The organism is Streptomyces sp. 63XJN7_1_ISO-PGPR-S23-121 (assembly GCF_056173025.1).
Genome location: NZ_CM149653.1, coordinates 3,421,347 through 3,440,971, shown reverse-complemented (window position 1 = coordinate 3,440,971; position 19,625 = coordinate 3,421,347). Strand labels below are relative to the sequence as shown.

Genomic DNA, 19,625 nt, shown 5'->3' with positions numbered 1-19,625 from the left:
AATGCATCCCGAAAGGAGAGCTGTTAGGGCAAGTGTTCCAGTAATTCACCCTGTCATGCGGGAAAGGGTGTTCTGTTGCGCGGGTGGAGGACGGAGTGAATGCCGTGAAAGGCGTGACGGCACCAGGACGTCGACCATGGTCTTGTCGCCGACCTCGGCCCCGCCCAGCCGTCGCACCGCGGCGGACGCCTCGGTGACTCCGGCGGCGACGCGGGCGGCGTCCGGGGCGTCCCGGTCGCCCAGCGCCGTGCCGAGGGAGCGCAGGATCGTGCCCCACAGGGCGCCGGAGGTGCCACCCGCCTTGTCGGCCCAGGCGTCGGCGGCGCGGTGCATGACGGTGGCGGCGCCCGCGCCCAGGGCGGCGGCCTCGGTGGCGGCCGACCGGGCGGCGGTGGAGCCGCGCCGCATGCCGATGCCGTGGTCGCCGTCGCCGGCCACGGCGTCGATGCGGCCGAGGTCGTCCACGTGCGCGTCGACGGGGGCGGCGACGGCGTCCAGGGCGACCAGGACGGCGCGGGCGGCGTTCCGGGAGGCGTCGGATGCGGGGGCCACGGCGGTGTCGGCGAGGTCCTCGGCCACGAGTTCCCGATCGTCCGGTTCGGGGGCGTCCAGGGCGCACCAGTGAGCCTGATCAGCACAGCTCCGCCGACTCGCCCGACCTCGCGCAGTTGCTGCGGCCCGTGGTGCGCGAGTCCTCCGTCAGCGAGGTCGCCAAGCGGCTTCTCGACCACCTCTCGGCCGGCGACATCCGGCCCGGTACGCGGCTGCCCGCGGAGCGTCAGCCGGCCGAGGCCCTGGGCGTCGCGCGCTCCGGCGTGCTGTCCGCCCTGGACGTCCTCGGCATCATCGAGATCCGGCCGGGCTCCGGCTCCTACGTGCGCGAGGGCACCTCGGAGTTACTGCCCCGGGCGATCAACTGGGGCCTGATGCTGGGGCAGCGGCGCACCCGGGACCTCGTCGAGGCGCACGTACATGGAGGGCTTCTCGGGGCGCCTGGCGGCGGAGCGGGCGACCGACGCGGACGTGGCGCTGCTGGAGGAGTACCTCCAGCGCATGTGCGACGCGGGCGGCGACGTCACTGCCTTCATCGACGCCGACATCGCCTTCCACCTGGAGACGGCCAGTATCGCGCGCGACACCGTCCTCAACGACGTCCTGCACAGCATCCGGGCGCTGCTGCAGGTGTGGAGGGAGCGGGTGAGCGACATCGAGGGCACGGTCGGCGGCACCCTGTGCGAGCACGACGCGGTGCTGCGGGCGATCCGCGCCCGGGACCCGGAGGCGGCGGACCGGGCCATGGCCGAGCACATGCGGATGGCCAGCGCGCGGCTGCGCGCCTCCGTCGACGGCGACGGCTGAGCCGCCCGTACGCGTGGGGCGCTGACGCCGTCCGGGTGAGCGTGAGATGCGGTGCGGCCCGACAGCGGATCGGATGGGACGCATGCGCAGACCCATAGCCGTGGCTTCCCGCCACTCACGCCTGCTCACGTCAGGCGTCGCCCTCGCCACCCCGTCCCTCCTCCTCGCCCTGTGCGCCGCGCCCGCCTCGGCCGACGCGTCCGGCGGAACACCCGTCCGCGGTACGGCCTACATGGGCCGTGGCGTGCTGGCCCACGAGGGAGTGCAGGGACGGCCCACCGACACCAGGGCCAGTCAGACGGAGGGCGTGGACGTCTCCAGCCATCAGGGCAACGTCTCGTGGTCCACTCTCTGGAACAGCGGAGTGCGGTGGGCCTACGTGAAGGCCACCGAGGGCACGTCCTACCGCAATCCCTACTACGCCCAGCAGTACGGCGGTTCGTACGACACCGGCATGATCCGCGGCGCGTACCACTTCGCGACGCCGGACACCGCCGGCGGCGCCGCCCAGGCCGACTACTTCGTCGACCACGGCGGCGGCTGGTCCAAGGACGGCAGGACGCTGCCGGGCGTCCTGGACATCGAGTACAACCCGTACGGCGACACCTGCTACGGCCGGACGGCGACTCAGATGGTCAACTGGGTCCGGGACTTCCTCGACCGCTACAAGGCACGCACCGGCCGGAACGCCGTCGTCTACACCTCCACCAACTGGTGGAAGCAGTGCACCGGCAACTACAGCGGCTTCGCCTCCACCACACCGCTGTGGATCGCCCGGTACGCCTCGTCGGTGGGTGAACTCCCCGCCGGCTGGGGCTTCCACACCATGTGGCAGTACACCTCGACCGGAGCGACCGTCGGGGACCACGACAAGTTCAACGGCGCGGTGGACCGCGTCCAGGCGCTCGCCAACGGCTGAGTCCGGCGGCGGATCCGGCCGGCCGCGGCGTCAGCGGCCGGCCGGATCCGCCAGCACGCCGGCCACCTGCCGGCGCACCACCTCGCGCGCACACGCGGGAAGCGCGGCGACGTCCGTCCGCTCCAGGGCGCCGAGGACCTGGTCGGCCCCCTCGTCGCACGGGGCCGTCTCGCTGAGCACCTCGTAACCGTCGCGGACCGCCACCCGCAGCCGGAGCCCGTCGGCGCCGGCGTGCACGGCGGTGGCGACGACCAGGGGCGGCGGACCGCCGGCTTCGGCGGACTCCTTGTGGTAGCCGCTGGCCGCGGGGGTGCGCCAGTGCAGGGCTAGCAGCAAGTGACGCTTGGCCAGCGCCTCGTTCAGGTCGGTCCCGTAGGCGCCGTCCGGGCCCAGTACGGTGGCGTCCGCGTCCAGGACGAGGGCCGCCGGCAGCAGACAGCGCAGGCTGCTCCCCACGAGGTTGCCCCCGACCGTGGCCGTCCGGCGCACGGCCCCGGTGCCGACGGAGCCGGCCGCCCGCCGCAGCACCTCCGGCACGCGGTCGTCGATCCGGTTCAGCACCACGGCACCCCCCAGGGTCCCTGGCCGGACCACGGTCGCCTCGGGGACGTGGCGCAGCGACACGGCCTGGTCCGGGAAGCCGTCCCGCTGCCACGTGGCCCACACGAGCGTCGCCCCGCCGACGGGCACCGCCCCGTCGGCCATGCACTCCTGTGCCTCGGTCACGGACGTGGGCAGACGCAACAGCACGGCAATCGACCTGCTTTCCCGGGAAGTCGGCGGTCGGACGGCAGGCACCCCCGCCGCGTGATCACGGTCCCGTCGTATTCTCCGCAGCACCGCAGGGGCGCGTACAGGGCTCATGCGCGGTGGGCGTGCGCCCTTCGCGCGCCGGAGCGCTCGCGGCCCGTCGAGCGCGGCCGGCCGTGCCGGTACGCGCGGGAGCGGCACCGGCGCGACGACCCGCTCACCGGTCGTCCCGCCTCGTCGCGCGCTCCGGTGAGGCACCCCCCGGACAGGTGCGTGGCCCCGGCAAGTACCCTCGTGGCCCGGTGGGAGGGGATCCGGCCGCGGGCGTCGCCGGCCACGCGGGCGGCCCCCGCGCCGACCCGCCGCACCGTCAGCCCGGAAGGTGAGCCGACTTGAGCACCGGCAGTTACTTCGAGCCCATCGACGAGCACCGCTACAAGCCCACCGGTCACGCGGGCGGCGCGTGGGACCCCGACGAACAGCACTTCAGCCCGCTCGGCGGTCTCGTCGTGCACGCCGTCGAGCGCCATCTGGCCGCGCGGCCCGCCACCGGTGCGCTCCTGTCCCGGATCAGTTTCGACATCCTGGGCCGGCTCGCCCTCGACGAGTGCGAGATCCGGGTGGAGACGCTGCGCCCCGGCCGCACCATCGAACTCGTCGAGGCCGTCGTCCGCATCGCCGGACGCCCCGTCGTGCGGGCCCGCGCCTGGCTCCTCGGCGCCGGGGACACCGCCGCGGTGGCCGGCGGCGCCGCCGCGCCGCTCGCCCCGCCGCACACGCTCGAGTCCTGGCCGATGAGCTCCGCGTGGCCCGGCGGGTACATCGCCTCGCTGGACGTCCGGCCGCAGGGGCCCCCGCGGCCGGGCCGCGGGACGGCCTGGATCTCCACCGGCCTCGACCTGGTCGCCGGACGGACCGTGAGCCCGCTCGCGTCCTACGTGGCGCTCGTCGACACGGCCAACGGCATCGCCGCTCGGGAGTCACCGGCCGCCTGGATGTTCCCCAACGTCGACCTCACCCTCCACCTCCACCGCCGGCCCGAGGGCCGCTGGACCGGGCTGGACACCACGGTCGTGTTCGGCCCCACCGGCCAGGGCATCACCAGCACCGTCCTGCACGACCAGACCGGGCCGGTCGGACACGCACAGCAGATACTCACCGTCCGCCCCCAGCCACCGGGCGGCGGCAGCTGAGGCGGTCGGCGCGGCGGTGCCCGCGGGCTGGGGCAGGCGGGTGAAGGCGGGCCCGATCCGTCGGCCTGCCCCGCCTCCGGGGGAAGGGTGGGACACATGCGCGCACTCGTCATCAACTGCACCCTCAAGCCGTCGCCGCAGCCGTCGAACACCGAGGCCCTGGCCGCCACGGTCATCGCGTCCCTGAAGGGACACGGCGTCGAGGTGGACGTCGTACGGGCCGTGGACCTGAGTCTCAAGCCGGGCGTGCTCACCGACATGGGCGACGGCGACGACTGGCCGAAGGTGCACGAGAAGCTGCTGGCGTCGCAGATCCTGATCATCGCGTCGCCGACGTGGCTCGGCCGCCCGTCCTCGGTCGCCCAGCGCGTCCTCGAACGCATGGACGCGATGCTCGGCGAGACCGACGACGAGGAGCGCCCCGTCGCCTACAACCGTGTCGCCGGAGTCCTCGTCACCGGCAACGAGGACGGCGCCCACCACGTCATCAGCGAGATCGGCGGCGCGCTCTGCGACATCGGCTACACCGTCCCCGGGCAGGCCTGGACCTACTGGCACCTCGGGCCCGGGCCCGGGCCCGACTACCTGGACGACGAACGCGGCCACGACTGGTCGACCTCCACGGGCCGCGCCATGGCGTCCAACCTCGTCCACGCCGCCCGCGCGCTCGCCGCGACGCCCCTGCCGGCGCCACCGTCCTGACCGGCTGCCCCGCGGTCCGGGAAGGGAGACGTCCGGTTATGTCTGCCGACGCCGAAGCGGGGCATTCGTGCAGGTGCAACGCCGTACACGACAGATCAGGAGTTGAAGCCCGCCATGACGCACGACCTGACCCCGAAGTACACGGTCCCCGGCATCGAGCGTGAGGCCGCCGGACGGCTCATCGGCGTGCTGCGCCTGCGCCTGCACGCTCTCAACGACCTGCATCTCACGCTCAAGCACGTCCACTGGAACGTCGTGGGCCCGCACTTCATCGCCGTGCACGAGATGATCGACCCGCAGGTCGACCAGGTGCGCGAGATGGCGGACGACGTCGCGGAGCGCATCGCCGCGCTCGGCGGGGTGGCGCAGGGGACGCCGGGAGCCCTGGTGGCCGAGCGGGCCTGGGACGACTACTCCATCGGCCGGGCGGACGCCATCGCCCATCTGGGCGCGCTCGACGTGGTGTACACCGGCGTGATCGAGGGCGTGCGCGCCGCGGTCAAGGAGGCCGGTGACATCGACCCCGCCACGGAGGACCTGCTGATCGGGCAGCTGCGGGACCTGGAGCAGTTCCAGTGGTTCGTGCGGGCCCACCTGGAGACCTCCGGGGGCACCCTGGCGACGGGCAGCGCGGAGTCCGAGGCGGAGGGCGCCGAGCGGGGCTCGCAGCTCACCCAGGGCCAGAGCTGACGGTGACTGCCGGGAGGCCCGGCCGCGGGGTGACGCGGCCGGGCCCCGGAGCCTCAGCGCATGGGCCGTCCCCGGCGTCCGAGACGCACCCCGACCAGGACCAGGTCGGCGATCAGGACGGTGATGCCGATGACGAGCAGGTAGAACAGCCCCTGGGCGGCCACCCCGATCACTCCGAGGACGAGCGCCACCAGCAACAGCAGCAGGAACAGGCTCACGGTCGTCTCCCCTCCGACGGATTGTGCGGACGGCTCAGCGCCGGGCGAGCCGGCGTTCGCCGCGGCTGCCCTGCTCGTAGGGCAGGTCGTAGTGGGTGAAGACCGCGCCCTCCGCCTCGGCCACGAGTTCACCGTCCGGATCGATCGCGGGGGCCGTCTTGACCAGGCCCTTGTCGTAGATCACCTTGAGGTAGTCGGGTCCGACGGTGGCCTTCTCCAGCGGGACGAACACCAGTCGGCGGCGGGTCGGGAGACCGATGGTGACCGCGGCGAACGCGGGCCGGTCGGTGGCGGTGTCGACGTAGATGGACTCCAGACTCCCGATCCTGTGGCCGTCGGTGTCGACGACGTCGCGGCCACGCCAGTCGCGGATGTTGTCAGCCTCGAACATGACTCGTCTTCCCTTCCCAGGACGCGCTCCTCTGTCTCCTTCCCCGCTTCCCGCCCGAGTCGCATGGTTTGTCCCCACTCCGGCGTAGCGATCGGCTCGCGGGTGGGTCGGGTCCGGCCGCGTCCGACCGGGCGGTGGCCCGGGAAAGGTGCGCGGTCGCGCTAGGCTGCCTGGTCGAAGAGAGGTCCCGGGCCCGTGCCGAGCGGGAGCGACGACACGGATCCGGCGGTTTTCCGAAGGAGATCGAGTGTGGAGGGCACACACGACGGGGACCGTCCCGCCGAGTCGCGGGACGGTGCCGTGCTGGAGGTGGGACCGCTGTCCGGACGTCCCGGAATCCGTGCCCGCGGGGAGATCGACGTGATCACCCGCCCGTCCTGGGAGAGGGCGCTCGCCGAGCTGTCCCGGCGGCACGCGGACGTGTCCTACCTGGAGCTTTCGGGCGTGCGGTTCGTCGACGTGGCCGGAGTCGCGGCGCTCGCCGTCACGGCCATGAATCTGCCCGGCGGCCGGGTCGTGGTGGAACAGCCCCCGCCGCAGCTGCCGCGCGTGCTGGCACTGTTCTGGCCGTCGCTGACCGGGATCGAGGTGGCCGCCCGATGAACACGGTGACCACGCCGGTTTCGGACGAGGTGTTCGCGCACCCGGCGCTCTTCTACCGCTCGGAGCGGGAGTACACCGACCGCTCGGTGTCGTTCGTACGGGAAGGGCTGGACGCGGGTGAACCGGTGGCGGTGGCCGTCCCGGCCCCGAACCTGGAGCTGATCAGGACGGGCCTGGGCACGGAGGCGCGGGACGTCGTGTTCCTGGACATGACGGAGGCCGGCCGCAATCCGGGGCGGATCATCCCCGGGGTCCTCAGGGCGTTCGCCGACGAGCACGCCGGGGCGCGGGTCCGCATCATCGGCGAGCCGGTCTGGGCCGGGCGCAGCGCGGCGGAGTACCCGGCGTGCGCCCAGCACGAGGCGCTGATCAACGCGGCCTTCACCGGCCGCCCGGCGACCATCCTGTGCCCCTACGACGAGTCCCGGCTGCACGCGGACGTCCTGGCCGACGCCAGGCGCACGCATCCGACGGTCATCGCCGACGGCCGTGAGGCGGCCAGCGGGTCCTACGACTGGCCCGCGGTCGTCGCCCGCTACAACGAGCCGCTGACGGCCCCGCCGGACGCCGCCTCCTTCGCGTTCGGGGCCGAGGAGCTCCCCGACGCGCGCCGCTTCGCCGTGGCGCGTGCCAGGTCGCTGGGTCTGCCCGAGCGGCGGCTGCCGGATCTGGAGCTGGCCGTGGCCGAACTGACCACCAACAGCGTGGTGCACGGCGGCGGCCGCGGGACGCTCGCCGTCTGGGCCGAGGCGGGGCAGACGGTGTGCGAGGTCCGCGACGCCGGACGGCTCACCGATCCGCTCGCCGGCCGCCGGCCGCCGGAGCGGGGCCAGATCGGCGGCCGCGGGCTGCTGCTCGTCCACTACGTCTCCGACCTGGTGCGGACGCACACGGCGGACGACGGCACGGCGGTCCGTTTCCATCTCGGTGGGCCACTCGCGTAAACACGTAGGTGTGCGAGTCGTGGGCCGGGGTAAGCGCAGTCTCGTCGGCCGATAATGGACAGCGACAGGGCCGACCGACAGGGAGGGACATCATGACGACGACGACCGTGCAGGCGACCGTGCAGCACATCTCCGGCATGCCGGAGATCGCGGACCCGTCCAAGGTGGCGCCCAAGGACGCGCGGGAGTTGTCGAAGCTCTTCTTCGACCAGCTGGCGGTCCTCGAGGAGGGCACTCCCGAGTACCAGTACGCGCGCAACACGCTGATCGAGATGAACATGTCCCTGGTCCGCTTCGCGGCCGGCCGCTTCCGCAGCCGGGGCCCGGAGGAGATGGAGGACATCGTCCAGGTCGGCATGATCGGCCTGATCAAGGCCATCGACCGGTTCGAGCTGACGCGTGAGGTGGAGTTCACGTCGTTCGCGGTGCCGTACATCGTGGGCGAGATCAAGCGGTTCTTCCGCGACACGTCCTGGGCGGTGCACGTGCCGCGGCGTCTGCAGGAGGCCCGCGTGCAGCTGGCCCGGGCGACCGAGGAGCTGCGCAGCCGGCTGGGCCGCAACCCCACCACGAAGGAACTCTCCGAGCTGATGAGCCTGCCGGAGGACGAGGTCGTCGAGGCCCGCCTGGCGGCCAACGGCTACAACTCGTCGTCCCTGGACGCGGCCATCGGCGGCAGCGAGGACGGCGAGTCGGTCCTCGCGGACTTCATCGGCGCCGACGACGCCGCGCTCGCGCTCGTCGACGACTTCCACGCCCTGGCCCCGATGATCGCGGAGCTGGACGAGCGCGACCGGCAGATCATTCACTGGCGGTTCGTGGAGGAGCTCACCCAGAAGGAGATCGGCGAGCGCCTCGGCGTCTCGCAGATGCACGTGTCCCGGCTGATCTCGCGCCTGCTGTCCCGCCTGCGGGAGGGCATGCTCAGCACCCAGTGAGCGGCGGCCGTCAGGTCTCCAGCCGCTCCCTCAGCGTGGCCGCGAACTCCTCCGCCCGCGCCAGCTTCGTCCTCAGGTCCGCCACTCGCTGCCGGGCCGCCTCCTCGAAGCGGCGCACCCGGCGGAGGAGTTCTTCGCGTTCGGCGGCCGGGGCGTCGCCGGCGTCGAGCCGGTCGGTGGCCGTCAGCAGCTCGCGCATCTCGTCCAGGGTGAAGCCGAGCGGCTTCATCCGGCGGATCACCATCAGGCGGGAGACGTCGGACTCGGTGTAGAGCCGGAACCCGCCCCGGGAACGGGCCGAGGGGACCACGAGGCCGGTCTCCTCGTAGTGCCGGATGGTGCGCAGGGAGAAGCTCGGTGCGGGTGGCCACCTCGCCGATCTGCATGTGCTTGCCGTTCACGCCGGCGCTCCTGACGCTGCTCGTTGCCGCTGCCGCCGCCATCCCGGCGGCCCGCCGGTCCCTACTCTAACGTTGGGGTAGAGTTGTCGAGGCGGTGAAGGCCGGCCGAGGACGTCCCCCGTCCGGGTGTGCGTACGTCCGCCCGGCCGCTGCCGTGCCGGGGCCGATGCCGCCCCCGGCGACGACGTCCGGGCCCCGCGGGTCCACCGCCCCGCCATCTCCGTGCGCCCCGTCCTGCCGGCAGGGGTGTGCCCGAGCACGACAGGTAGCCGCTTCCTTGTCCTCTTCCGTACTGTCCCCCGCCGCGCGGCTGCGCGCCCTGCGCCCGGACTGGCTGCGCGATCCGAAGGTCTGGCGCACCGAGGTGCTGGCCGGTCTGGTGGTCGCGCTCGCGCTGATCCCGGAGGCGATCTCCTTCTCGGTCATCGCCGGGGTCGACCCCGCGATCGGCCTGTTCGCGTCCTTCACCATGGCCGTCACCATCGCCGTGGTGGGCGGCCGGCGGGCGATGATCTCCGCCGCCACCGGTGCCGTGGCGCTCGTCATCGCCCCGCTGAACCGGGAGCACGGCCTCGGGTACCTCGTCGCCGCGGTGATCCTGGCCGGTGTCTTCCAGGTGGTGCTGGGCGTGCTCGGGGTGGCGAAGCTGATGCGGTTCGTGCCCCGCTCCGTGATGGTCGGCTTCGTCAACTCCCTCGCGATCCTGATCTTCATGGCGCAGGTCCCCGAGATGACCGGTGTGCCGTGGCCGGTGTATCCGCTGATCGCGGCCGGGCTGACGCTGATGGTCCTCTTCCCCAGGATCACCAGGGTGGTCCCGGCGCCGCTGGTCTCCATCGTCGTCCTCACGGTCGTCACGGTCGCGGCCGGCATCGCGGTGCCGACCGTCGGCGACAAGGGCGAGCTGCCGTCCGCCCTGCCGGTGCCGGGTCTGCCCGACGTGCCCTTCACCCTCGACACCCTGACGACGATCGCGCCCTACGCCTTCGCCATGGCGCTGGTCGGCCTGATGGAGTCGCTGATGACGGCCCAGCTGGTCGACGACATCACCGACACCCGCTCCTCCAAGACGCGGGAGTCGGTCGGGCAGGGCGTCGCCAACATCGTCACCGGGTTCTTCGGGGGCATGGGCGGCTGCGCCATGATCGGCCAGACGATGATCAACGTGAAGGTGTCCGGCGCGCGGACCCGGCTGTCCACGTTCCTCGCCGGCGCGTTCCTGATGGTGCTGTGCATCGTCTTCGGCCCGGTGGTCTCCGACATCCCCATGGCGGCGCTGGTCGCCGTGATGGTCATGGTCTCCTTCGCGACCTTCGACTGGCACTCCGTCGCACCGAGGACCCTGCGGCGCATGCCCGCCGGTGAGATCGCCGTCATGGTGGTCACCGTCGCGGTCGTGGTCACCACCCACAACCTCGCCATCGGTGTCGTGACCGGCTCCGTCACCGCCATGGTCGTCTTCGCCCGGCGGGTCGCCCACCTGGCCGGGGTCACCTCCGTGACGGACCCCGACGGCACCACGGCGGTCTACCGGGTCACGGGCGAGCTGTTCTTCGCGTCGTCCAACGACCTCGTCCACCGCTTCGACTACGCCGGCGACCCCGACCGGGTCGTCGTCGACCTGTCCGCCGCGCACGTCTGGGACGCCTCCTCGGTCGCCGCTCTGGACGCGATCGCCACCCGGTACGCCCAGCGCGGCAAGACCGTCGAGATCACCGGGCTGAACGAGTCCAGCGCCCGTCTGCACGGCAGGCTCAGCGGCGAGCTCACCGGCAGCCACTGAGCGCACGGCGGCACCCGGGGCGACCGCGGTCCCGCCGGGCGGGGCGGCCGTGGGGCGGCGCGGGTCGGTCGAAGGGTGGCCGCGGGCCGGTCGGGGGGCGATGGGGCCCGCGCGGCTTACCGCGCAGCTCGGGGTGGGCCCTCGTGAGGCGGGGGCATCAGGCCGCCGTGGTCTTCTTGCGGGCCCGCCCGGAACCCACCAGGGCGTCGACGAGCTCGCTGCGGGTCATCCTGGAGCGTCCGGGGACGTCCTGCTCGGTCGCCCGCCGGTACAGCTCCGCCTTGCTCAGCTCGCGCAGCTCCGCCCGCTTCGTCGCGGCCCTGCCGGAGCGCCCGGAGCGGCCGGGGGCCTTCTTCCGCTCGGCCGGTGCCTGCTCCTCTCCCCCGCCGCCGGCGTCCTCGGCGGGAGCGGGCGACCGCTTGCCGCCGCCGCTCTTCGCCCGCTCCAGGCTGCCCCGCAGGACGTCCATGAGGTCGACGACGTCGGTGGCCGTGGGCGGCTCCTCGGCGAGGGCGACCTCCTTGCCCTCGGCCTTCGCCCGCACCAGGTCGCGCACCTTCTCCTGGTACGTGTCGTGGTAGCGGCCGGGCTCCCAGGGACCGCTGAGCGCGTCGACCAGTTGCAGGGCCATGTCCAGTTCCTTGCCCCGGCCCGCCCGCCCCGAGGGCAGCTCGGGGAGTTCCTTGTCCGGGTCGCGGACCTCGTCGGCCCAGTGCAGGGTCTGGAGCACCAGCACGTCGTTCTCGGCCCGCAGCGCGGTCAGGTACTGCTTGTTGCGCATGACGAAGGTGGCGACGCCCGCCTTGTTCGCCTCGGCCAGGGCGCTGTGGAGCAGTTGGTAGACCTTGAGGTACTCCTTGCCGCGCGGGGCGACGTAGTAGGTGCGGTCGAAGTAGACGGGCTCGATCAGGTCCAGGTCGACGAAGTCGGTGATGTCGACGGTCCGGGAGCGGCCCGGCGCGATCTCGTCCAGCTCGTCCGGCTCGACGACGACGTACTCGCCCTCGGCGACCTCGTAGCCCTTGACGATGTCGCCTGCGGCGACCTCCTCGCCCGTGCGCTGGTTGACCCGCCGGTTGCGGATCCGGTCGGAGGTACCGCGTTGCAGTTGGTGGAAGTGCACCGTGTGGTCCTGTGTCGCCGAGAACAGCCCGACCGGCACCGTGACCAGACCGAAGGTGATCACGCCCGTCCAGATCGCCCGTGCCATGGCCGTCCGCTCCGTCCGTCCTGCCGCGCCGCCGGTGTCCTCCACGCCCCTCCACGCTGTCACCCCTCCCGCGGCGCCGCGCGCCGGGCGGGGCACCCGGGGCAACGGCGGGGCCGGCGGCGCCGGGCCGCTCCCACCGATTGCCCGAACAGCCGGTAGCCCGCGCGGATTCACCGCCGCCGGTATTCCCTGGTGGTGCGGGGACGGAACCGTCCGCCCGCGCGGCGGTCCTCCCGCCGACACCATCGGACGAGCCGAACGAAGGGTCACCGCCCATGAGCCACCACCTGAAGGCGATCACCCGCGAGGAGCATCTGCGCTTCGTCGCGGCCCGGCCTTCCGTGAGTCACCTCCAGCTCCCCTCGTGGGGCGAGGTGAAGCCGGACTGGGAGGCGGAGAGCCTCGGGTGGTTCGACGACGCCGGAGAGCTGGTGGGGGCGGCGCTGGTGCTGCTGCGCCCGCTGCCGGGGCTGCGCCGCTACCTGGCCTACCTCCCCGAGGGCCCGGTCATCGCCTGGAACGCGGTGGAGCTGGACCGCTGGCTCGAGCCGATGCTCGCCCACCTGAAGAAGCGGGGCGCCTTCTCCGTGCGGATGGGCCCGCCCGTGGTGGCCCGGCGCTGGAGCGCCGAGACCGTCAAGGCGGCGATCGCCGACCCGCGGGCCCGGCGGCTGCGGGACGTGGAGGCCACGGTGGAGGAGCCCGGTGCCCGTGAGATCGCCGAACGGCTGAGCCGGACGGGCTGGCGGCAGGCGGAATCCGGGGGCGAGGACGGTTTCGCCGCCGGGCAGCCGCGTTACGTGTGCCAGGTGCCGCTCGCCGGGCGGTCGCTGGAGCAGATCCGGAACGGTCTCAACCAGCAGTGGCGCCGCAACTTAAAGAAGGCGGAGAAGGCCGGCGTGAAGGTCGTCCAGGGCGGCCAGGAGGATCTGCGCGCCTTCCACGAGCTCTACGTCGAGACCGCCGAACGGGACAGGTTCGTCCCGCGCCCGCTCGTCTACTTCGAGCGGATGTGGACCGCGCTGACGGCCGAGGACCCGGACCGCATGCGTCTCTACCTCGCGCATCACGACGGTGAGGTGCTCGCCGCGGCCACGATGCTGACCGTCGGCGACCACGTCTGGTACTCCTACGGCGCCTCCACCGCCCGCCGGCGCGAGGTCCAGCCCAGCACCGCCCTGCAGTGGCGCATGATGTGCGACGCCCATGAGCGCGGAGCGCGGGTGTACGACTTCCGCGGCATCACCGACACCCTGGACGAGGACAACCACCTGCTGGGTCTGCTCCGGTTCAAGGTGGGTGCGGGCGGCGAGGCCGTCGAGTACCTCGGCGAGTGGGACCACCCCCTCGGCAAGGTGCTCCACCGGGCGTTCCGGCTGTACATGTCCCGGCGCTGACGGCCGGGCCCGGTCAGCCGGCCGGCTTCTCCCAGACCGACACGTGCCGGCGGCTCTCATGGGTGAAGGGGGACCGGTCCCAGTCCTCCCACCGGTGGCGCAGGCGCAGCCCGGCGAGCCTGGCCATCAGGTCGAGCTCCGAGGGCCACACGTAACGGAACGGAACGGACGTGTACTCGGCGCTGCCGTCGACGAGGGTGACGTAGTTCGAGCTCATCGCCTGGGTCACCGTGTCGTACGTGTCGAACGCCCACCCCGTGGGGCCGATGCGGAACGGCACGGCCGTCTGCCCCAGCGGCAGCAGGCGCAGCTCCGGCACGCCCACCTCGACGACGAAGCAGCCGCCGGGTCCGAGGTGGTCGGCGGCGTTGCGGAAGCAGGCGACCTGGGCGTCCTGCGTGGTCAGGTTGTTGATGGTGTTGTAGACGAGGTAGACCAGCGTGAACGTGCCCGGCACCCGGGTCGTCGCGAAGTCCCCGATGGTGGCCCCGACGGTGTCGCCGCCCGGCTTGGCGTGCAGCCGGGCGGTCATGGCGCGGGACATGTCGATGCCGTGCACGGGGACGCCCCGGCGGGCCAGCGGCAGGGCGATCCTGCCGGTGCCGATGCCCAGTTCGAGGGCCCGTCCCGTCCCGGCCAGCCCGGTCAGCAGGCCGACCGCGGGATCCACCGCGTCGGGCCCGAACATGTCCGCCGACGACTCGTCGTATCGCGCGGCGACGCTTTCCCCGAAGTACCCGTCCTCGTCCGGCATGCCGGGACCGTACCTCCGGTCAGGCCGTGGGCGCCTGTGCTTTTCCGCCGCGCGTCAGGACGGCGTACAGCAGTGCTGCAACGACCATGCCGACGGGGAGGGCGAGGTCGATGCCGCCGAGGGCCCGGGCGATCGGGCCGGTGTAGAGGGTGTTGACGCACAGGGCGGCGACGGCGACGCCGACGGTGTGCTCGCGTTCCTGATGCTGTTCGACGCGCACTCCGCGCTGGCCGGCCGGCGCGCGCTGGAACTCGCCGGGGTGTCCGGGCCGCGCACCTTCGCGCAGGCCACCGCCGAGGTGGTGTGCGACGCGGACGGCAGGCCCACCGGGCTGCTGCTGGAGGACGCGGCCTGCGAGCTCGTGGAACGCCTGCTGCCCCGGCCCACGCGCGAGGAGCGCCGCGACCGGCTCGCCGCCGCCCTGCGCGCCATGGCCGCCGCCGGTCTGACCGGCGGCCATGTCATGGACGCCAACGGCGACAGCCTCGCGCTCTTCTCCGAGCTGGACGCGGCCGGGCGCCTGCCGGTGCGGCTGCGGGTGGCGCCCTGGTGCCAGCCCGTCACGGACGCCGAGGGCGTGCGTGCGCTGATCGAGGGGCAGGGGGCGGGCGGCAGGCTCTGGCGGACCGCGGGCGTCAAGATCTTCATGGACGGGACCGTGGACAACGGCACGGCCTGGCTGGAGCAGCCGGACTGCCACGGCGAGTCCCGGGACGCGTTCTGGCCGGACCCGCGGGAGTACACCCGTATCGTCGGCGAGCTGCACCGGGCCGGTGTGCCCACGGCCACCCACGCCATCGGTGACGCGGCGGTACGTCATGTCCTCGACGCCGTCGAGAAGGCCCGGTCGGGCAGCGGGCACGGGGTACGGCACCGGGTCGAGCACATCGAGACGGTCCCGGACGACACCGTGCGCCGGTTCGCCGAGCTCGGGGTGGTCGCCTCGATGCAGCCCACCCACTGCTGCGACTTCACCCGGGCCGACCACACCGACAACTGGTCGCGCCGCCTGGGCGAGGAGCGGGCCTCGCGTGCGTGGCGCTGCCGCGATCTGCACGACGCCGGTGCCGTCGTCGTCCTCGGCTCCGACTGGCCCATCGCCCCCTTCCCGCCGCTGGGCGTGGTGGCGGGCGCCCGCCACCGCCGGCCCACCCGCGACCTCGAGGGTGCGCCCCACGGCCCGGAGCAGGCGCTCACGGCGCTGGAGGCGCTGCGGGGCATGACCGCCAACGCGGCCTACGCCGCGGGTGAGGAACACGAGGCCGGCCGGATCGCCGTCGGTCACCGCGCCGATCTGACCGTCCTGGCCGCCGATCCGCTGACCGTCGCGGCCACCGAACTGGCCGATGTGCCGGTGCTGCTGACCGTCCTGGACGGCGACCCGACGCATCGCGCCGCCGGTCTGTGACATCCCTCGGGGGTTGGCCGCCGGCGCCGTGCGGGCAAGGGGCTGGTGTCCGGGTGCGGTGAGCGGGAGGTGGGCGGTTTGTCACGGCTGCTGGTGGTGCAGAACGGCCGGAGCGGCGGGCCGGGCCGGTTCGGTGGCTGGCTGACCGCGGAGGGGCTGGCGCTGGACGTGGTGCACGCGTACGCCGGGGCGCCACTCCCCCGGCGTCTGGACCACGCGGGCGTCATGGTCCTGGGCGGCGGCTACCTGCCCGACGACGACCTGGGCGCCCCCTGGCTGGCGTCCACGCGCGCGCTGGTCGCCGAGGCACTGGAGCGGGGTGCCCCCGTGTTCGGGATCTGTCTCGGCGGCCAGCTGCTCGCGCACGTCGCTGGCGGCACCGTCGGGGTGGGACTCCCATGCGGGCCCCGCCCGGGTCGCGGGGCGGCCGGTGCACCCGTAGACAGGATGTACGGGCACGGTCGGCGTGGACGTCCGAGTGGAGGCCGAGGAGCATGCAGCGCAAGGGCGGGCGCCGGCGGGACGCGGTTGAGCAGGACGTGGAGGCGGTTCTCGACGAGCTCTACACCACGCCGCCCCCCGACTTCGTCTCCCGGCGCGAGGAGAGGGCCGCCACCGCGAGGACGGCCGGGCGCGCGCAGGACGCCCGCCGCATCCGTGCCGCACGCCGGCCCACCCGCGCGGCCTGGGCGGCGAACCTGCTGCTGCGCTCCCGGCCCGAGGAGAGCCGGCGGTTCCTGGAACTGGGCCAGGCGCTGCGCGAGGCGCACCGCACCCTGGACGCCGCCGGCCTCAAGGAGCTCTCCGCACAACGCCGGAGCGTCGTCACCGCCCTGTCCCGACAGGCCGCCCAGCTCGCCGCCGAGGCGGGGCATCACCTGCCGGAGCCGGCCCTGCGGGAGGTCGAGGGGACGCTGCGCGCGGTCCTCGCGGACCCGGACGCGGCCGGCCGATGGGCGGACGGCCGCCTGGAGGGCTCACTCACCCCGCCGTCCGACTTCCCCGCCGGCACCGCCCCCGCACCGGTGGAGGCCGCACGGGCACGGCAGCCGTCCCGGCCGGCGGCGAAGCACACCGCGGCCGGAAAGCGGGGCGGCGACGAACTCGCCGATCGACGCCGCAAGCGGCAGGAGGAACTCGCCCGGGCCCAGGAGACCGCGCAGGCCGCGGAGCGCCGTGCCGATGAGCACCGAGCGGCACGGACGGACGCCGAGGAGGCACTGCGGCGGGCACGCGGCGACCGGGACCGGGCACGCGCGCAGGTGTCGCTCGCCGAGCGCCAACTGCGAGAGGCGCGGGAGGAGTTGAAGCGTGCCGAGGCCGAGCGGCGGGACGCCGAGGAACGGAACCGGGTGACCGGTGAGGAACTGTCCGGCGCCGAGCGGGAGGCACGAGAGGCGGCACGGCACATGGAGCGGTTGGCCGCCCGCGTGCGGCAGTAGGGTCCGACCGTTTGCTCTTGAGGTGTGGGGCGTCTGATGTCTGTGTTCCGAACACCCGCGCGACGAACCGGCTTCGGGCCCGCCCCGGAGGGGCACTGAAGGCGTCGATGCACTGGTGAGGCGTACCGCGGTGCGGTCCTGACGTGGTATACCGGCCCGGCAGCCAACATGCGAACAACAGGCGCCGCCGTCCGTACCATCCGGGTGTCGGCGCAGTCGGCAGCGGTACCCAGCACTCCGCCGAGCGGACATGACCCCCATGTCCCACGACTGATGTCCCGCCGCCTTCCCGTGCCTTCACGGCCGCGAATCGAGGAGAGTCAACACCATGTCCGAGAGCACACCGCAGACCGCCACCGAACTCGCGTCGCAGTACAGCGTTCAGGTGGCGAGCGACCTGGAGCGCAACGCCAAGGAGCAGGAGCGCATCAGCGGGGAGATCACCGACCTGCAGCAGCAGCTGGCCGCGCTGCAGCACGACCACGCCCTGCTGGTGAACATGCAGCAGGCGCTCGGCGTCACCACGCCGCCGGTCCCCTCGGCGGCCGACCCGGCGCCGGTGCCCGGCCCCCGTGACAGTGCCGCCGCCGAGACGGCCGCCGCGAGCGGGCGCACGCGGAGCGGCAAGGCCGGTGCCGCGGCCAAGCGCTCCGCGGCCACGAAGCCCGCCACCAAGCCGGCAGGCAAGCCCGCCACCAAGTCCGGCGCCAGGCCCGCCTCGAAGTCGTCGGCGAAGCCGGGCGGCAAGTCGTCCGCGAAGGCGGCCGGGAAGCCGGCGGCGAAGAAGTCACCGGCCAAGCCCGCCTCCTCCGCGACCGCCGTCTCGTCCACGTCGCCCTCGTCGGCCGCGAAGCCGGCCCAGCCCACCCTGGTCGAACTGGTCCGCAAGCACCTGAGCGAGCAGAAGGAGCCGCGCTCCGCCGCCGAGGTGACCACGGCGCTCGGCCAGGCCCACTCCGACCGCACCGTCAAGACCACGGTCGTGCGCACCACGCTCGAGGGACTCGTCGCCAAGAACCAGGCCCAGCGCACCAAGCAGGGCACCTCCGTCTACTACACCGCCTCCGACGCGCCGGAGCCGAAGCAGGCCGTCGCGGCGACGGAGCCGGCCTCCGACCGGAGCGACGACTGACCCGGCTCCCCGCTCGGCACCGCGCGCGGCCGGGGCGAAACGGGGTGAGGATCGGTGGATGGGTGTTGTCCTGCCGGTGCTCTTCGCTCTCGTCGCCGCGTTCAGCAACGCGCTGGCCACCGTGTTGCAGCGGCGGGCCGCATTGAGCGTGCCGCAGACCCGGGGGTTCCGTCCGGGCCTCCTCCTCGACCTGCTGCGGCGGCCGGTGTGGCTCGGCGGCATGCTGGCCGTCGTCGTCGCCGGGGTGGGACAGGCGGCCGCCCTGGCGACCGGGCCGATGTCACTCGTCCAGCCATTGTTCGTGCTGGAGCTTCCGCTGGCGTTGCTGCTGGCCTCGCTGATGACCCGGCACCGCCTCCCCGACGTCCTGTGGCTCGCCGTGGGCGGCGTGGTCGTCGGCCTGGGGGTGGCCCTGGCGTCGGCCGCACCGGGCGGCGGCAGCGACGACGTCTCCATGGACCGCTGGGTGCCGGCGCTCGGGGCGTGTGCCGGGGCGGCCGTCCTGCTGGCCGCGGCCGGGCTGAAGCGGCCCGTCGGCAAGGCCCGCGCCGGCTGCCTCGGCGCGGCCACCGCGGTCTGCTACGCCCTGACCGCCGGGTTGATGAAGGACTCCATGCGGGTCCTGGGCACGGACGGGGTGGTCGGCTTCCTCACCGTGTGGCAGACCTACGCCTTCGCCGCCGCCGGCGTGTGCGCCGTGCTCCTGCTGGAGCACGCCATGCAGGGCGGCCCCCTGGTCGCCTCCCAGCCGGCCCTCACCCTCGGGGACGCGACGGTGAGCCTCCTGCTCGGCGTGGTCCTGTACCAGGAGGACGTGCGCACCGGCTGGTGGGTGCTGCCCCAACTGGCCGGCGTCGCGCTGATCGTCGTCGGCGTCCTGACGCTGGCCCGGCGCGGGGTGGATCTGCGGACCGAGGCATGACCCGCCCCGCGCGGCCGGCCAGCCGGGCCCCGTCGTCCACCGGCCACAGGTCACCGGTCACCGGTCACCGGTCACCGGTCACCGGTCACCGGCCACAGGTCACCGGTCACCGGTCACCGGTCACCGGCAGAACCCGTACGCCTGTTCCAGCCATCGGTGCAGGGCCACGTGCACGCTGCCGGGGAAGCTCACTGAGCCGTTCGATGGCCGCCCGGTCACCGGCGGAGGGCGCGATGCCCGCCGCGGTCAGGAGGGCGAGCAGGTCCAGGCGGCGCAGGTCGACGGGGTCGATGCGGCAGGGGACGCGTGCGGCGGGGTCGGGCGGCTGGAGCAGGAAGTCGCCCTGGGTCCCGGGGCGGCGCGAGCGCGTCGCGTCGGCTGCGGTCGGGACGTTCATCGTGTGCATACCGCGGTCCTCCGGTGGGTGGGTCGCCGTTCTCGACGGCATGAGACACCCCGGCGGTGAGGG

Annotated in this window: 20 protein-coding genes and 4 pseudogenes; 15 read left to right on the top strand and 9 right to left on the bottom strand. The window is 73.5% G+C overall.

Going from position 1 to position 19,625, the window contains the following annotated elements; genetic code table 11:
- Positions 1 to 45: 45 nt before the first annotated feature.
- A complete protein-coding gene (locus AC0VYN_RS15045; RefSeq protein ID WP_475536423.1) occupies positions 46 to 579 on the bottom strand; it encodes a DAK2 domain-containing protein in 534 nt (177 codons plus the stop codon).
- 89 nt (positions 580 to 668) lie between these two features.
- Here AC0VYN_RS15045 and AC0VYN_RS15040 point away from each other — a divergent pair.
- Positions 669 to 1,359 (top strand): annotated as a pseudogene (locus AC0VYN_RS15040) (FadR/GntR family transcriptional regulator).
- Positions 1,360 to 1,441: 82 nt separating this feature from the next.
- Complete coding sequence (locus tag AC0VYN_RS15035) at positions 1,442 to 2,278, top strand: lysozyme (RefSeq protein ID WP_475536422.1); 837 nt, start codon at positions 1,442 to 1,444, stop codon at positions 2,276 to 2,278.
- Between the two features lie 30 nt (positions 2,279 to 2,308).
- Here AC0VYN_RS15035 and AC0VYN_RS15030 read toward each other — a convergent pair whose 3' ends face one another.
- Positions 2,309 to 3,028: an FAD binding domain-containing protein gene (locus AC0VYN_RS15030; protein WP_475536421.1), complete on the bottom strand. Its 720-nt coding sequence runs from the start codon at positions 3,026 to 3,028 to the stop codon at positions 2,309 to 2,311.
- 392 nt (positions 3,029 to 3,420) lie between these two features.
- On the opposite strand from AC0VYN_RS15030, the gene AC0VYN_RS15025 reads away from it, so the two are divergent.
- The 3 genes from AC0VYN_RS15025 to AC0VYN_RS15015 all read left to right on the top strand — a co-directional run bounded on the left by AC0VYN_RS15025 (position 3,421) and on the right by AC0VYN_RS15015 (position 5,613).
- Positions 3,421 to 4,221 carry a thioesterase family protein gene (locus AC0VYN_RS15025; RefSeq protein WP_475536420.1) on the top strand — a complete coding sequence of 267 codons (801 nt, stop codon included), beginning with the start codon at positions 3,421 to 3,423 and terminating at the stop codon, positions 4,219 to 4,221.
- Positions 4,222 to 4,317: 96 nt separating this feature from the next.
- Entirely contained in the window at positions 4,318 to 4,923 is a 606-nt protein-coding gene (locus AC0VYN_RS15020; protein WP_475536419.1) for a flavodoxin family protein, read from the top strand.
- A gap of 114 nt (positions 4,924 to 5,037) precedes the next feature.
- A complete protein-coding gene (locus AC0VYN_RS15015) occupies positions 5,038 to 5,613 on the top strand; it encodes a Dps family protein (RefSeq protein WP_451689488.1) in 576 nt (191 codons plus the stop codon).
- A 53-nt stretch (positions 5,614 to 5,666) separates the two neighbouring features.
- Here AC0VYN_RS15015 and AC0VYN_RS15010 read toward each other — a convergent pair whose 3' ends face one another.
- Positions 5,667 to 5,831 carry a hypothetical protein gene (locus tag AC0VYN_RS15010; RefSeq protein WP_475536418.1) on the bottom strand — a complete coding sequence of 55 codons (165 nt, stop codon included), beginning with the start codon at positions 5,829 to 5,831 and terminating at the stop codon, positions 5,667 to 5,669.
- Positions 5,832 to 5,865: 34 nt separating this feature from the next.
- Positions 5,866 to 6,222, bottom strand: a complete 357-nt coding sequence (locus AC0VYN_RS15005) for a PRC-barrel domain-containing protein (protein ID WP_475536417.1) — start codon at positions 6,220 to 6,222, stop codon at positions 5,866 to 5,868.
- Positions 6,223 to 6,471: 249 nt separating this feature from the next.
- Between AC0VYN_RS15005 and AC0VYN_RS15000 the strand changes: the two genes are divergently transcribed.
- From AC0VYN_RS15000 to AC0VYN_RS14990, 3 genes are all read left to right on the top strand, one after another.
- Positions 6,472 to 6,825: an STAS domain-containing protein gene (locus tag AC0VYN_RS15000; RefSeq protein WP_475536416.1), complete on the top strand. Its 354-nt coding sequence runs from the start codon at positions 6,472 to 6,474 to the stop codon at positions 6,823 to 6,825.
- Positions 6,822 to 7,769, top strand: coding sequence for an anti-sigma factor RsbA family regulatory protein (locus tag AC0VYN_RS14995; RefSeq protein ID WP_475536415.1), 948 nt, complete (start codon positions 6,822 to 6,824; stop codon positions 7,767 to 7,769). The genes AC0VYN_RS15000 and AC0VYN_RS14995 overlap by 4 nt, the downstream gene beginning before the upstream one ends.
- 92 nt (positions 7,770 to 7,861) lie before the next feature.
- Positions 7,862 to 8,707 (top strand): RNA polymerase sigma factor SigF, encoded by an 846-nt coding sequence (locus AC0VYN_RS14990; RefSeq protein WP_475536414.1) that lies wholly within the window; start codon positions 7,862 to 7,864, stop codon positions 8,705 to 8,707.
- A gap of 10 nt (positions 8,708 to 8,717) precedes the next feature.
- Here AC0VYN_RS14990 and AC0VYN_RS14985 read toward each other — a convergent pair.
- Positions 8,718 to 9,093: pseudogene (locus AC0VYN_RS14985) on the bottom strand (MerR family transcriptional regulator).
- Between the two features lie 307 nt (positions 9,094 to 9,400).
- Between AC0VYN_RS14985 and AC0VYN_RS14980 the strand changes: the two are divergent.
- Entirely contained in the window at positions 9,401 to 10,891 is a 1,491-nt protein-coding gene (locus AC0VYN_RS14980) for a SulP family inorganic anion transporter (protein ID WP_475536886.1), read from the top strand.
- Positions 10,892 to 11,048: 157 nt separating this feature from the next.
- Here the strand turns inward: AC0VYN_RS14980 and ku are convergent, their stop codons facing one another.
- The gene (gene ku / locus AC0VYN_RS14975; protein WP_475536413.1) at positions 11,049 to 12,101 is read right to left on the bottom strand and encodes a non-homologous end joining protein Ku; all 1,053 of its coding nucleotides are present in this window, start codon (positions 12,099 to 12,101) and stop codon (positions 11,049 to 11,051) included.
- 275 nt (positions 12,102 to 12,376) lie between these two features.
- Between ku and AC0VYN_RS14970 the strand changes: the two genes are divergently transcribed.
- The gene (locus AC0VYN_RS14970; RefSeq protein WP_475536412.1) at positions 12,377 to 13,498 is read left to right on the top strand and encodes a lipid II:glycine glycyltransferase FemX; all 1,122 of its coding nucleotides are present in this window, start codon (positions 12,377 to 12,379) and stop codon (positions 13,496 to 13,498) included.
- Positions 13,499 to 13,511: 13 nt separating this feature from the next.
- Here AC0VYN_RS14970 and AC0VYN_RS14965 read toward each other — a convergent pair whose 3' ends face one another.
- Together AC0VYN_RS14965 and AC0VYN_RS14960 are read right to left on the bottom strand one after the other, a co-directional pair.
- Positions 13,512 to 14,252, bottom strand: coding sequence for a class I SAM-dependent DNA methyltransferase (locus AC0VYN_RS14965; RefSeq protein WP_475536411.1), 741 nt, complete (start codon positions 14,250 to 14,252; stop codon positions 13,512 to 13,514).
- Between the two features lie 19 nt (positions 14,253 to 14,271).
- Entirely contained in the window at positions 14,272 to 14,472 is a 201-nt protein-coding gene (locus tag AC0VYN_RS14960; RefSeq protein ID WP_475537072.1) for a hypothetical protein, read from the bottom strand.
- Here AC0VYN_RS14960 and AC0VYN_RS14955 point away from each other — a divergent pair.
- The 5 genes and pseudogenes from AC0VYN_RS14955 to AC0VYN_RS14935 all read left to right on the top strand — a co-directional run.
- Positions 14,434 to 15,660 (top strand): annotated as a pseudogene (locus tag AC0VYN_RS14955) (amidohydrolase); the annotation flags it as partial. The gene AC0VYN_RS14960 and the pseudogene AC0VYN_RS14955 sit on opposite strands and share 39 nt — an antisense overlap.
- 78 nt (positions 15,661 to 15,738) lie before the next feature.
- A pseudogene (locus AC0VYN_RS14950) lies at positions 15,739 to 16,044 on the top strand (type 1 glutamine amidotransferase); the annotation flags it as partial.
- 110 nt (positions 16,045 to 16,154) lie between these two features.
- On the top strand, positions 16,155 to 17,102 hold the full coding sequence (locus AC0VYN_RS14945; protein WP_475536410.1) for a hypothetical protein: 948 nt from the start codon (positions 16,155 to 16,157) through the stop codon (positions 17,100 to 17,102).
- Positions 17,103 to 17,430: 328 nt separating this feature from the next.
- Positions 17,431 to 18,234: a hypothetical protein gene (locus tag AC0VYN_RS14940; RefSeq protein WP_475536409.1), complete on the top strand. Its 804-nt coding sequence runs from the start codon at positions 17,431 to 17,433 to the stop codon at positions 18,232 to 18,234.
- A 58-nt stretch (positions 18,235 to 18,292) separates the two neighbouring features.
- Positions 18,293 to 19,156, top strand: a complete 864-nt coding sequence (locus tag AC0VYN_RS14935) for a DMT family transporter (protein ID WP_475536408.1) — start codon at positions 18,293 to 18,295, stop codon at positions 19,154 to 19,156.
- A 106-nt stretch (positions 19,157 to 19,262) separates the two neighbouring features.
- Here the strand turns inward: AC0VYN_RS14935 and AC0VYN_RS14930 are convergent, their stop codons facing one another.
- Entirely contained in the window at positions 19,263 to 19,562 is a 300-nt protein-coding gene (locus AC0VYN_RS14930; protein ID WP_475536407.1) for a hypothetical protein, read from the bottom strand.
- Positions 19,563 to 19,625: the final 63 nt, after the last annotated feature.

Bases quoted from the DNA above. Each gene is read 5' to 3' on its own strand.
- AC0VYN_RS14945 (WP_475536410.1), top strand. From the start codon at position 16,155: ATGCAGCGCAAGGGCGGGCGCCGGCGGGACGCGGTTGAGCAGGACGTG.
- AC0VYN_RS14965 (WP_475536411.1), bottom strand. From the start codon at position 14,252: ATGCCGGACGAGGACGGGTACTTCGGGGAAAGCGTCGCCGCGCGATAC.
- AC0VYN_RS14940 (WP_475536409.1), top strand. From the start codon at position 17,431: ATGTCCGAGAGCACACCGCAGACCGCCACCGAACTCGCGTCGCAGTAC.
- AC0VYN_RS14930 (WP_475536407.1), bottom strand. From the start codon at position 19,562: ATGCACACGATGAACGTCCCGACCGCAGCCGACGCGACGCGCTCGCGC.
- AC0VYN_RS14990 (WP_475536414.1), top strand. From the start codon at position 7,862: ATGACGACGACGACCGTGCAGGCGACCGTGCAGCACATCTCCGGCATG.
- AC0VYN_RS14995 (WP_475536415.1), top strand. From the start codon at position 6,822: ATGAACACGGTGACCACGCCGGTTTCGGACGAGGTGTTCGCGCACCCG.
- AC0VYN_RS14935 (WP_475536408.1), top strand. From the start codon at position 18,293: ATGGGTGTTGTCCTGCCGGTGCTCTTCGCTCTCGTCGCCGCGTTCAGC.
- AC0VYN_RS14970 (WP_475536412.1), top strand. From the start codon at position 12,377: ATGAGCCACCACCTGAAGGCGATCACCCGCGAGGAGCATCTGCGCTTC.
- ku (WP_475536413.1), bottom strand. From the start codon at position 12,101: ATGGCACGGGCGATCTGGACGGGCGTGATCACCTTCGGTCTGGTCACG.
- AC0VYN_RS15005 (WP_475536417.1), bottom strand. From the start codon at position 6,222: ATGTTCGAGGCTGACAACATCCGCGACTGGCGTGGCCGCGACGTCGTC.
- AC0VYN_RS15015 (WP_451689488.1), top strand. From the start codon at position 5,038: ATGACGCACGACCTGACCCCGAAGTACACGGTCCCCGGCATCGAGCGT.
- AC0VYN_RS15035 (WP_475536422.1), top strand. From the start codon at position 1,442: ATGCGCAGACCCATAGCCGTGGCTTCCCGCCACTCACGCCTGCTCACG.
- AC0VYN_RS15020 (WP_475536419.1), top strand. From the start codon at position 4,318: ATGCGCGCACTCGTCATCAACTGCACCCTCAAGCCGTCGCCGCAGCCG.